Here is a 12,036-nt window from a genome sequence, read left to right as displayed (position 1 = left end):
TTATGAGTCCCTATACTTCAAATCAACGAATAGCGATAAGTAACAATCACAACAGAGGAAACTCATCATGCTCGATATTCAACTATTTGATACCAACCAACCCGTTAAACTGGTAAGCAGCGATATCCCTAAAGCAAAAGCGAACGGTGTTGTTGTGAAGCTTGAAGCAACGCCTCTGTTGAGCTACTCACGTAACTACCTTGAAGGCAACTTGCCTTACATGTATCCGACAATGCCATTTACTCCGGGCACCAATGCAGTTGGTGTTGTGCATGAAGTTGGCGAGGGTGTACTGGGGTTAGAGGTTGGTCAGCGCGTGATTGTAGACTGTAACTGGGAAAAAGATGAAGCCGTTGCAGAGCCAGAACGCATTCTGATTGGTTTGACTGGCATCAGCATGGGCAGCGCAGCCATGCTGGAAGAGTATCCACACGGCACATGGCGCGAATACGGTGATTTTCCTGCATCGGTTGTATTCCCAATTGAGGGCACTGACCATATTGACTCAACCACGCTCTCTTCCATCGCTAAGTTAGTTGTACCATTTGGTGGACTGCGCCGTATGGATCTGAAAGCAGGTGAAACTGTTATTGTTAATGGTGCGAGCGGCTACTTTGGCTCTGCAGCGGTGCTTTCTGCATTGGCGATGGGCGCTAATGTCATCCTAACGGGTCGTAGCCAAGAGAAACTTGATCGCGTTGTTGCTGACCTTAACGTTTCAGCAAACCGTGTACGAATTGTCGCTCAAAGCGGAGATTTTGATACCGATGCTGCAGCACTTCGCAGCGCGTTCTCAGCCCCTGCAAGCAAAGCACTGTGTATGGTTGGCGCATCTACAGATTCACACAGTACACTGGTGAGCCTAAATGCTCTGCAGCGTGGCGGTCAGTTAGTGGTAATGGGTAGCACATCAGCGGGGCTAACACTCGATTACAATCAGATCTTGCTAAACAACTGGGAGATTAAGGGTAACTTCATGTACAGCAAAGAAGACTACCTTGCTCTTATCTCAATGGTGAAATCAGGATTGATTGATTTCACCAAGATCCCAGTTAAAACTTTCTCTCTCGAAGATATTGAGCAAGGCATTGATGAAGCAGGTAAATTGCAAGGGTTGAATAGCGTTGTGCTCGCGATTTAAACCGAGTCATTAAATCTTTTATTATCACCAGATTCATTAGGTTGGATCTGGTGTTGTCGTATATAAAAACTAGGAAACACGATGATCGATTTTACACAAGGCAAGTGGATATTTGAGCCTCAAAGCCATCAAGTTACGGAGGAATCAGTATCAATCACCACCGAACCTGAAACGGATTTTTGGCAACGCTCTTACTATGGTTTTAGAAATGACAAAGCGCCTGCAATATTAGTTGAATCTGATGAAAACTTTACCTTTACGGCGAAAGTCGCTTTTTCTTATCAGAATCAGTTTGACCAATGCGGTTTGATTATTTATCTCGATAGCGAAAACTGGTTTAAAGCCTCTATCGAGTATGAAAATGAACAGTTCTCTCGACTAGGGAGCGTCGTTACCAATCTTGGTTACTCCGATTGGGCGACAACGGATATCCCTCTACCGAATGAGATTTGGTACCGCTTAAGCCGTCGTGGTCCAGACTTCTTAATTGAGTCTTCTCTTGATGGTGAAAACTTTAAGCAGATGCGCATTTTCCACCTGCATAAACTAGGTGAAACCACGGCCGAAATGGGTAAAGTGAATCCACCGTTACCAGTAAAAGGCAGTGTTAGCTTTGGGGTGTACGCTTGTAGCCCACTGCAATCGTCATTTACGGCAACGTTTTCAGATATGATCCTTGAACCATGTTTGTGGCAGGCACATCCTATCTAATCGTTAAAGATAAAACTCATCATCGATAACACATTGAATTATCGATGATTTATTGGTTATTTTTATCTGTGTACGCTTTGAGGGAACATATGGAGTGTAAGAAGACTGGTAATGACGTTCAGTTTGAAGTCACTCAGAGAACACAGCAAACTTTGAGTCATTGGATAAAAGAACCAAATCTTCAGCCCACTGACAACCTATTCCTTAGCCCAAGAAAAGCTGAACAATCTCTGAGTTACTCCCAATACAGAAAAGTAATACGTGGTTGGGTACTTGCTTTAGGTCATAACCCTGATCTCTACGGAACTCATTCACTGCGCCGAACCAAGGCCACATTGATTTATCAAAAGACTAAAAATATTCGAGCGATTCAGCTATTACTTGGGCACACCAAGCTCGAGAACACCATCAAATATTTGGGTGTTGAGTTGGAGGATGCCCTCCTTTTATCTGTAGAAATTGCAAGCTGATTGATAAGGTTTAATTATTAAATGATGATAAATTAGAGTTTTTACACTGCCACATTTCTGTCCAGAGGTGTGCCAGCGCCGATCTCGGCAAACCAGCAGCACTCGATTTCGTTAAGCATGTGACTTCGGTGGATTCCCATGCGTGGGAATGACTTGACTCACCATTTCTCTTCGCCATCATCAACTTTCGAGTAGATGCTTCCGCCTTTCTGAACAATATGCATTTCAAGGTTTAGCGAAGATAAGATGCGAAATAGCGTCTGAATCCTTGTAGTTTCAGGATTAACCTCAAACTTAGAAATGGTGTCCTGTTTAAGACCAACGGGGTCGGCAACTTTTGCTTGCGACAGATTCTTGTGTTTTCTTTCGTCACGCAGATGTATTGCTAACTGCCTTGGTGATGTTATCAACATAACAATTCCTCGTATTTACCCTTTATGGAGGGTAAATGCGGTTTTACCCTCGGTCAAGGGTAAAAGGCAACTTTAGCGTGTGAGAATAAGAAAACAGCCCCGATTGGGCTGTTGGTTCTAGTTTATGTATGCTTCTGCTTTCGCTAAGTATGCAATTAGCTTTTGAGCATCTTCTCCTGCTTTTTTCGGTTTGGGCTTGTAATCGAAAGGCGTTAAAGTACTTGCGTGTGGTGTAAATCTTTTTAAGCTCGATGCATCAGAGACTGATGAAATTGCTTTTCTTTTTCCTTTTATAGCTTGTAATTTGTTGCTATCGCCAGGGCTGAACACGTAGTCATTAAATAGAACGGCTGGGAACTTCGCCGCATCCAGTCTAGTTTTTATGCTGTATAGTACTTGATGTAGCTCTTGAGCTTCTTCAGCATTAATTTCATCTTCACTTTCTAGTTCGTCAAACATCTCTAGAGCTTCATGCAGTTTCACAGAAATTGTGCAAAGATAGTGTTTCTTTCATTGATAACAACACATTGTCTTTCATGTCGTTCCTCTTTGCGGTACTTCTTATATAACTCGTTAGCTGGTCTAAAGTGAGACATGATCCTGTCAATGTTGTGCTCAGTAATTTCGTACTTTCCAGATTTCGCTTCTTCAGTGCCATATTTGGCAATGAGGTGTTTTATAGATCGCGGAGAGGAGAGGGCAGTGCTCGGTAGCTATATTAATGTTACATGTGTCGCGTTGCCGCTACCATTTATTAACTCAGGGTCTCGGACAATAATGTAAAGCATCTTGTCACTTTTTTTGAAATCGCGGTAGAGGGGATTTTTTCTGCTTTGTAGGAACTGTAACGTTACAAGTTAATTAATATGTATTTACAGCGATATCTTTTGATTTCTTCTTAATGTTACGTCTTCTATTCCGCTTTTTGTTGTCAGTAAAAATACCTTCGTTTTCATAAGCTTTTTCTATTTGTTCAATCGCTTGGTTAATTACTAGCTCTTGATCTTCATGTGTCGCAACAGGGGTTGCTTTCAATTCCCAGTGGTTCTGCTTGCTTAGTTCAAACAAAATTAGAAGCAGATGATAGAAGAATTTACTTAGCGTTTTAGATGCTGAGTATATGCCTTTCTCTTGTTCGTAAATTGCGTGAACGAAAGCTTTGTCGCGTTTGTTGATGCGTTTTCCATGATAAAGCCAAAAGTCGATAGCATCCTCTACCTCTTTTTGATATTGCTTTCTACATGAGATAATGAAGCAGTTAAACATGTGCTTATTCCATTCCTCCATTTGTTTTTTTACTTTATCAGCATGTGCTCCAGCATCTCTTCTTACTGTTTCAAATCTTTGCTCTGCAAAATCTTTTTGCGATTCAAACATTTCTCTAAGGTCATAATTTTTGACTTGTGATTCGTCATAGCTACTTATAATGTTTGCATCACTTTTCAGAACACCAGATTTTATCAAGCCGCCGAGGGTGAACTTGTTACCGCTCCTGAGTTTAGAAGCGGGTATGATGAAGTCATTGTATTTGTAAACAAGACCAACAAATTTTTCGTTGCTTCTGTCTTCTTTAAGTACTATTTCGACTCCATTTCTTAGTAGCGCAATTTGATAGAGAGCTAAGCTCGCTTTGGTGGCGTGTTCCTCTGCCTCTTTGTTGTTTACATCCAGTCTCTTTAGCATGTTTGCTCTGGATTGCACGAGCATCGGTAGCTCTTTAATGCTTGATTCAACTAAGCGTCTCATCATTAACTTGACTGAGTGAGAGTACTTGTCCGAAACGACTGCTTCGCCTTTAGCTAATATCTCTGATGAATTTTCCAGTTGTCTTAATCCAAACTCTTTTTCTTGTTCGCGCATGATTTCTTGTGCAGTTTCAACAGACATCCAGTTACTTATCACCTTGTTTGTTTCGAGGTCTTGCGTTGATGCTGTTATGTGTACGTGCTGAGAATCAGTATCTTCGTGTCTAAATGCGATGTAGCGTGCGTTTTTGTAACCTAGGCGGTTCATTGTCTTTCTAACTGTTTTACGCCACTGCTTGTCTGTCAGATGCTCTCCTTCGTCTACAGATATGACGAAGTGGCGAAAAGGGTGTTTGACGTGTGGATTATGTCTGTATGAGCTTTGAAGCTCAGTGGTAGCATCGTGCCAGTCCGCACCTGTAGCCAGTTCGCCCATGCTTACAGGGATAGAGTCGATTTCGTTAGCGCAGATGAAGAATGAGTGTCCTTCGCTTGCTGGAGCATGTTTTGTTTTACCTGCGCCATATTTCACCAGGTTGTCGGCGTCTTTTTGTTTAGCGCCATATTCGACAAGATTCTGTGCGTCCCTAGCTGTCTGTTGACTTCTTGTGCATTCTAATTCTGTAAATATCATTTTATTGGCTCTTTATTATTATTGTGAGTGAGAAAGTAATAATTAGGGGTAGATAAGCCCTCCTTGAGCAAGGAGGGAATTTAGGCTTTATAATTCAGCTTCTTCTAGTATCTTTTGTTTGCATATCTCATCTAACTGACGCGAAGATAAGTATTTAAAAGCTAGTATTTTAGCTGTTGCTGATGAGTGGGAATCTATTGCTAGCTTGCGTATAATATCAACGATCTTCTCAAGTTCTTTAATGCATTTACTCAGTTCAGCTATCTCAGCGCTGTCAGCATCTTCAATGTCTTCTGCAAGTACCTGAAGTGCTTTTGATAGCTCTTTAGTTTCTTTAAAGTACTGTAAATATGCTTCGTCATTGTTCGGACGTGGTTCGACTTGATTTAAAGCTATATCTCTGAGAAAAGCAGCGTTGGAGCGGTAGCTGTAACTTTTCTTGTTAGCGATGAAGCGATCGTGTTGTTCTGCTGTTAGATGGGTTTTTATTGCTACACCATACAAGTCTTTAGTTTCTTTGCGCTCTTCTTTGAAGCCGTTTTCGACTGCATCGAGGATGTGACGCGAGTCATCAACAGCATTTTTATCAAAGTTATCTGCATTATTTTTAACGTAAATACTTTTTACTATGTAGTTGCAAAAATGCGCATGAGAACTAAATGTAATTTTTGATGTGTTTGAAAATTGAGGAAGAAGAGAAGGTACAATAAATTGTAATTCTTCTAAGCTGTAGTCTGTTTGCTCGATAAGCGCCATTAGCTTATCTTTATTTTCTCTTTTTGTGTTAACTACTACTTCTCTTATTATTTTATTTAAGTCTTCTTTTTCTGAAATCTTCATTTTATTATTTCTCTTTTTATTATTATTATTTTATTTTTATTATCTAGGAAGCAACAGCGTGCGACTTAGCGATAACTGCGAAGCATGTTAGCGCAACCGACTGAAAGGAGGCTAAAACTACAAGCTTCGCTATTTGGAACAAATAGGGAAGAGCAGTATCCGCTTGTTACTGTTTTTGTTTTATTTGTTTTTATTATAACAATATAATTTATGATATTAAATGTGTTTATTTAAAATAAGCGAAATATATTATTGTATAATACAGAGTTCAACAGAGGAATATGATAAGGAATTTGTCGCATGCGACAGGGAAAGTGCGCGTTACAACATCGAAAATGCCGTTTGCGACAAGGAATTTGCGCCGCACTCTCACTACGTCTCAGCCGCTTTCATCCGCTTTCACTTCGTATTACTGATAGTCAGTAAGTAGTTGTTGGGACAAATGTTATATGGATTAAGTTAAGAAGCAATAGCAGAAGAAAGTGTGTTCGTGATGGGGGAGTCAAATATAAATAAAGGATGTACTTATCATGTCTTTATTTTTATCACTTCGACTGATTATATTGTGTGATATTTAATATATGGTATATGTATATTTTGTTCGTTGTTAAATATATAGAGTTTGTATATTTCCATTTAGTAAAATAAATTCGAAAAAGTGATTGCTTTTGACTTCTAAATACGAATATTATATTTGCAACGGCTCTTGTAGTCATAAGAATAAGAATAAACGGAGGCGTCCAATGGCGCTTATACACCCAATTAATCAACTGAAAATAGAAAAGAAAGTCGATGTATTAAAACGCGTTGGTTTATCCCAAGCCACGCTTCACAGACGTATAAACGATGGCACATTTCCGCCCGCAGTACAACTGGGTCCCAAGGCTGTGGGATTCATGTCGCATGAAGTCGATGCGTTTCTTATTGCATGCGCTTTGGGAGAAGATAAAAAGCGTGTGGTCGCTGAGCTTCTTGCGCAGCGACAAGCGCTTAAGCAAGCGAATCCTTTATTGCAGTACATGAACTTTCACTAATTTATCTTTTAGTTCTGTGCATACGTTGCACAGAGCTTGCTCAACTTCAGTGGTAATTGCAAGATTCGCAACGACTTTTGCGATCAAGCTGAGGAGGATAAAAACTCTTGACATTAAAGTACAGGCTAAGTTAGCTTGATAAGGCTTCCAAATCGCTCTGCTCTTTGAAAGCTCTGAATAATAATATAACAGCAAAAATAATAACGATAAAAACAAGATAAATGGCTGAAAGCCATCAATAAAAGTTATTACGTTGTCACTCATTATTACTTCGGAGGAAACATGAAAGAGTTTAACGTCTCAAAGAAAAATCGAAAGTATTTTGCTGCATCGCTTGACGGCTACAAGTGCAGAATCTTAATCGATGAACTATCTCAGAATCTCTCAATCGGTACGCAACTGCTGGATGTCGAAGACATCTCTGTGCGTTCAAAGTATGGAACCGACCTAATATTCAAACTTAAATCCTCGATTGAGGAACAAAATGAGTCTGGTTTTATTACTTTAACCAGTACTTACAATACCTATCTCGTTGATAAATGTCGCGCTCTTGGTGGGCAATGGGATAAGTCCAGTGAGTGTTGGGTGTTTAGTGGCCTTATCGAAGAAAAAGTTGATGAGCTGGCTTGTGTTTTCAATTCTCATCTAGTGCCTGTCGAAGTTACGATTAATGATGACTACGATGTGTACGAAGAAAAGGGGACACTTTGTTGCCTTGGCTACCCAATCGCACGCGCATTTGGGCGTGATTCAGGAGCAAGAGTCGAAGAGGGGGTAGGTGTCGTAGCGGGCGGCTTCACAAGCGGTGGTAGTAAGAAAAATTGGGTGACTCAAGCCAAATCTGGGACAGTGTTTCGCATTGAGGTGCCGGAGAAAGTGCTCACCCATTTTGCTGAGAAAGAGCCTCATTACCACTTTAAAGCTATCTGAAGGTAAGTGATATGAAATGGTTTCCAGCGCGTCTTGATGACACTGAAGCCATACTCAACAATGCTATTCTTTATAATAACGTTGTTTTGTTGCCAAACACCCCATGGAATACCGCAACCGCATTTGTCTTATATGACATATCACAATATGCGGAAACGTTAGGGTTTACCCTTGTTCGTTTACCCTCGATTGACGAGGGGGACGTACCAAGTTTTTGTGATGTAGTTTGGCAAAGGTTTGAGAGAAACAAGTGTATCGTAGAGCAGTTTTTGGCAGCGCAGTCCACGTATCGACGAGAGAGTTTAAAAGCAATATTAATTGACAGAAAATTGAATGACGCTTTAGGCCTGGGGCTATTTGACGCCTTTCAATTAATCTCTCTATCAAAACAAACCTTACTATTCCTATCGGAAAGTATTGATGCATGTTTCACCCTTCAGAACGTCAAGTTGTTATCAGGGTTTGAATACTTTTTAACGAAGTCATCCAATACTCGATTGATAGGTGCATGCCATGAGAACTTGTTAACCTCATCTCAGTTCACACATCATCAAGATGGTGTTTATCGGCTCAATAACTTTAATAATAAAGAATTGGTTAGGCATGCATTAAAGTGTGTATGTAGAGTCAGTCCACATTTCGAAGTAGTAGAAAGCACGTTAAAAGCACTTCTCAAACAATATCCTAGTTTTGAGGCATTTTTTTCAGCTGTCCAGAAAATGGTTTTGCACCAATGTAAGACGATTGAATAAAGAAGTCCGTGTTGTGTATTTATATCTTCAAAGGGTTTTGTCGATTAGATAAGCTGAAAGGTAAAATATCAGTTAAATTAATGTAAACGAATATTTTTTATTTTTTAAAGAAAACAGGAGTAAGATCATGCCTAACCATATTTATAATATCATCGAGTTTCGTACTAAAGATAAATGCTATGCTAGTTCTATTCGCGATTCGATCAGGAATGAAAGTAGTGATATGGATTTTAATAAGCTACTTTCCAACTCTTTGAAATCAAATTCTTTTGAAGGAGAGAGCAGTGTTATTCATGGTAATGTGGATTGGAATCTTCAAAATTGGGGAACAAAGTGGAATGCATGGGATAGCCAATGTTGCCTCGAAGACAGAGGTGAATATGTTCACGGAAGAATTACATTTTTTACTGCGAATACTACTCCGTACCCAATATTTATTGCATTATCAAAGATGTACCATAAAATCAGATTTAAGGTAAGGTTTGCTGACCAGCATGCTTTTGGCTGCGATTGTGGTTTCCTAGTTTTCCAGAATGGGCAGGAGATTGATCGTCATATCTCCCCAAATGAATTTGGCTCAGATGAACAATTTAACTATTGGGAAGATATTGCATTAAATATCAATTAACGTTTCAGTTAAATAGCTACAAAGCAAGCAACCGCCATCAAATTGAGAGGTTGCTTTAGATCAGAGGGCCTGGCAATACGCGACCCGCTTAGTTCGCTAACGGTAAGATGTCGATGGTGATGTCGATGAAGTTATCAATCATGTGCTTGTTTTTCTTCTGGCAGTCTATGGGCATTGCGGCATAGTTTACGGTATATTGAGTGCCGTACACTCGGCACCGAGTGAGATCGCCGTTGTTCCGATGTCGCATTATTTCAATGGTGTGGCCGTACATTGGACAATGTTGCAGCGGGATCAATATAATGTGATCAAATTTACCGCCTCTTCCTAAGTGGATGAAAGCAGAATCAAATTGTGTCCCCCAAATGTGCTTTGATGATGTCTAATGTTCTCTTTACTCATAGGATCGCGATAAGGGCGTTGGCTGGTCATCGCATCAAACCGCATCACAAAGAGAAACAAGTTTGACCTGCTTGGAGACAGAGCTGCTGTCTAGCCCTTCAGGGCAGCCCTGACTGATCTGCTCTTTAAATCGACGATCTTTTCGGTAATACACATCGATAATCTGTGTCGATTCATCCACTTCAACGGATTGAATTTTATGTCCTTGAGTACTGATAAGTTGGGAAAGGAGTTGAGTCAAAACACAAATCGTCCATAGTGTTCAAAAAGAAGTTACTTATCAGTATGGTAGAGATAGTTGATATCAGAGTTAGACTCAACAAAGCGGAGAAGAGCACCTAAAGTTATCCGAAAGTAATTTTCAGTCATGGCGTATAGAGATCATTCACGGCTCAGTAATATACAGTGTTAGCTGTAATCTCTTGCCAAATTGAAAAATGAAAGTTTTAATACTCTTGGCGTTTTCTAATACCTGAAGGTTCTTATAACTCTCGATAAATGCTGCTTTTTGAATTGCTCAAACTGCTTATCAGAGTAGAGTTTAGTTAGTGTTGGCTCAGATATTAGAAGGTATTGGATAGAGCCGAGTAGCTCGTAAATGACTACAAATGCTGAGATATCATCATTGCAGTCTTTCAAGTTTGCAGCTTTAGCCAGTGAAATCAGCTCATCTAAGTAAGGTTTCAAGAACCAGCGGTTCGAGTCAATAGCACGTTCTCTATTATCCAGTAGCTCTCGAAGAAGTAGCACGATGATTTCTTGTTCGCGGCCTTTTGCTTCAACCATATTTTTAAATATAGTTTCAAGTACATGCCTGGGATTATTAAGCCTTGATTTATGTGTGTTGATATCGTCGGTCAGTGAATTTGCCGCAGACTCGAGGACAGCGGCATACAACTTCTCTTTAGTGGGAAAGTAATGCAGTATCCCTTGTTTTGTTAACCCCATGCCTTTGGCGATATTGTTAATACTGGTCCCATAAAATCCGCTTTTGGAGAACTGTGCTTCAGCTTCTCGCAAAACGTTGCTTCTTACATCTTTATTCACGATTTTTTTACAAATATCAAATTCACATGTTGACACCCTACCATGTGGTAAGTATTTTTACAATATCGACACCTACCAATTGGTAGGTGGATTAAAGTGGAGAACCGAGCATGGATATAAAATTTGAAGAGCTGCTAATTGAAAAAGCGAAGCAAAATATTTCAAGTAAGACGACCTCTCTAAAGGGGGAAGTCCACAAGGTTGATGTCAGTCGTTATACCGACCAGAAGTTATTTAAGAAGGAAGTTAAACAAATATTTAATAAACGACCTACCGTGTTATTGCATTCATCGGAGGTGGAAAATCTTAATAGCTATCAAACCGTTGAGACAACAATGGGATCGTTAATCGTGAGTCGTGATAGTGATGGACAAGTGCACGTGTTCAGAAACAGTTGCCGACATCGTGGCGCTAAGGTGGTTGAAGGTAAAGGCTGCAGTAAGCGAATGGTCTGTCCTTATCATGCTTGGTCTTACTCTACTGATGGGAAGCTGAGTAATGTACCAGGACAGCAACACTGCTTTCCTAACATTGAAAAGAGTGAGAACGGTTTAATTGAAATTCCTTGTATAGAAAAGTTTGGATTCATCTGGGTTTGTCCAAACAAGGAACTCAACAGTAGTCTTGATACACACCTTGATGAGCATTTAGGTGATATGCGTGAACAGCTTAATTGGATTGAAGCGAATAATCTAAAGTTGTTTAAGCGTACTTGTCAGGTGAGAAAGGCTAATTGGAAGCTTTTGGCTGAAGGGGGCTTAGAAACCTATCATTTTTCTTTTGCACATAAAAACACTATTGCTCCATTCTTCCACAATAATACTGCGGTTATCGACCAGATCAGTTCACACTTTCGAGTGTTTATGCCGACGAAAATTTTAGATGGCGCGATGAAACCTGAACATCAACCACTTTCGATACATGACTGCAGCCACATGCTTTACTACTTAACTCCTAATATGGGGTTGCTGGTACAAAGAGAGCATGTCGATCTTATTCAATTCCGCCCCCTCACCGTCGATGTGACAGAGATATCGGTCAGTTCTCTGATCCCTAAAAATGCGGATTTGGACAGCCCTCAACAGCTATCACATTGGCAGAAGAACTTAGATATCACTAACCAAACCTTAGATGAAGATTGGGTTCTGGGCGAGTCAATACATGACTCAATGATTAGCGAAGCGTTGCCATATATTCAATATGGTAAGAACGAGTGGGCCTTACACGAGTTTAATGCAGTATTGCAAACGATGCTTGGTGAGTCTGATTCTGAAAGAGAGAATAAGTAG

Annotated in this window: 14 protein-coding genes and 1 pseudogene; 8 read left to right on the top strand and 7 right to left on the bottom strand. The window is 40.2% G+C overall.

Features of this window, described 5'->3' with window-relative positions; translation table 11 throughout:
- Positions 1-67 precede the first annotated feature (67 nt).
- The 3 genes and pseudogenes from RXX31_RS19955 to RXX31_RS19945 all read left to right on the top strand — a co-directional run.
- On the top strand, positions 68-1,141 hold the full coding sequence (locus tag RXX31_RS19955; protein WP_317591457.1) for a medium chain dehydrogenase/reductase family protein: 1,074 nt from the start codon (positions 68-70) through the stop codon (positions 1,139-1,141).
- Positions 1,142-1,222: 81 nt separating this feature from the next.
- The gene (locus RXX31_RS19950; RefSeq protein ID WP_317591456.1) at positions 1,223-1,852 is read left to right on the top strand and encodes a DUF1349 domain-containing protein; all 630 of its coding nucleotides are present in this window, start codon (positions 1,223-1,225) and stop codon (positions 1,850-1,852) included.
- A 101-nt stretch (positions 1,853-1,953) separates the two neighbouring features.
- Positions 1,954-2,322 (top strand): annotated as a pseudogene (locus RXX31_RS19945) (tyrosine-type recombinase/integrase); the annotation flags it as partial.
- Positions 2,323-2,480: 158 nt separating this feature from the next.
- Here RXX31_RS19945 and RXX31_RS19940 read toward each other — a convergent pair.
- The 4 genes from RXX31_RS19940 to RXX31_RS19925 form a co-directional block, all read right to left on the bottom strand.
- Complete coding sequence (locus RXX31_RS19940; protein ID WP_317591455.1) at positions 2,481-2,735, bottom strand: helix-turn-helix domain-containing protein; 255 nt, start codon at positions 2,733-2,735, stop codon at positions 2,481-2,483.
- 117 nt (positions 2,736-2,852) lie between these two features.
- A complete protein-coding gene (locus RXX31_RS19935; RefSeq protein ID WP_317591453.1) occupies positions 2,853-3,194 on the bottom strand; it encodes a hypothetical protein in 342 nt (113 codons plus the stop codon).
- 402 nt (positions 3,195-3,596) lie between these two features.
- The gene (locus tag RXX31_RS19930) at positions 3,597-5,114 is read right to left on the bottom strand and encodes a relaxase/mobilization nuclease domain-containing protein (RefSeq protein ID WP_317591451.1); all 1,518 of its coding nucleotides are present in this window, start codon (positions 5,112-5,114) and stop codon (positions 3,597-3,599) included.
- 87 nt (positions 5,115-5,201) lie between these two features.
- Positions 5,202-5,954 carry a chromosome partitioning protein ParA gene (locus RXX31_RS19925; protein WP_317591449.1) on the bottom strand — a complete coding sequence of 251 codons (753 nt, stop codon included), beginning with the start codon at positions 5,952-5,954 and terminating at the stop codon, positions 5,202-5,204.
- 743 nt (positions 5,955-6,697) lie between these two features.
- On the opposite strand from RXX31_RS19925, the gene RXX31_RS19920 reads away from it, so the two are divergent.
- The 4 genes from RXX31_RS19920 (at position 6,698) to RXX31_RS19905 (ending at position 9,298) form a co-directional block, all read left to right on the top strand.
- Positions 6,698-6,988 carry a helix-turn-helix transcriptional regulator gene (locus RXX31_RS19920; protein ID WP_023584776.1) on the top strand — a complete coding sequence of 97 codons (291 nt, stop codon included), beginning with the start codon at positions 6,698-6,700 and terminating at the stop codon, positions 6,986-6,988.
- Positions 6,989-7,270: 282 nt separating this feature from the next.
- A complete protein-coding gene (locus tag RXX31_RS19915) occupies positions 7,271-7,918 on the top strand; it encodes a hypothetical protein (protein WP_317591448.1) in 648 nt (215 codons plus the stop codon).
- 11 nt (positions 7,919-7,929) lie between these two features.
- Positions 7,930-8,670: a hypothetical protein gene (locus RXX31_RS19910; protein WP_317591447.1), complete on the top strand. Its 741-nt coding sequence runs from the start codon at positions 7,930-7,932 to the stop codon at positions 8,668-8,670.
- A 127-nt stretch (positions 8,671-8,797) separates the two neighbouring features.
- Positions 8,798-9,298 (top strand): hypothetical protein, encoded by a 501-nt coding sequence (locus RXX31_RS19905; protein ID WP_317591446.1) that lies wholly within the window; start codon positions 8,798-8,800, stop codon positions 9,296-9,298.
- A gap of 88 nt (positions 9,299-9,386) precedes the next feature.
- On the opposite strand, the gene RXX31_RS19900 is transcribed toward RXX31_RS19905, so the two are convergent.
- From RXX31_RS19900 to RXX31_RS19890, 3 genes are all read right to left on the bottom strand, one after another.
- Positions 9,387-9,548 carry a hypothetical protein gene (locus RXX31_RS19900; protein ID WP_317591445.1) on the bottom strand — a complete coding sequence of 54 codons (162 nt, stop codon included), beginning with the start codon at positions 9,546-9,548 and terminating at the stop codon, positions 9,387-9,389.
- Between the two features lie 186 nt (positions 9,549-9,734).
- A complete protein-coding gene (locus tag RXX31_RS19895) occupies positions 9,735-9,941 on the bottom strand; it encodes a hypothetical protein (protein WP_317591444.1) in 207 nt (68 codons plus the stop codon).
- Between the two features lie 224 nt (positions 9,942-10,165).
- The gene (locus RXX31_RS19890; RefSeq protein WP_317591443.1) at positions 10,166-10,747 is read right to left on the bottom strand and encodes a TetR/AcrR family transcriptional regulator; all 582 of its coding nucleotides are present in this window, start codon (positions 10,745-10,747) and stop codon (positions 10,166-10,168) included.
- A 110-nt stretch (positions 10,748-10,857) separates the two neighbouring features.
- Here RXX31_RS19890 and RXX31_RS19885 point away from each other — a divergent pair, with 110 nt between their 5' ends.
- Positions 10,858-12,036, top strand: a complete 1,179-nt coding sequence (locus RXX31_RS19885; protein WP_317591442.1) for an aromatic ring-hydroxylating dioxygenase subunit alpha — start codon at positions 10,858-10,860, stop codon at positions 12,034-12,036.

Source organism: Vibrio sp. EA2 (assembly GCF_033042495.1).
Taxonomy (GTDB): domain Bacteria; phylum Pseudomonadota; class Gammaproteobacteria; order Enterobacterales; family Vibrionaceae; genus Vibrio.
Note: the sequence above shows the minus strand (reverse complement) of the source record. Positions and strands in the feature narration are given on the sequence as shown.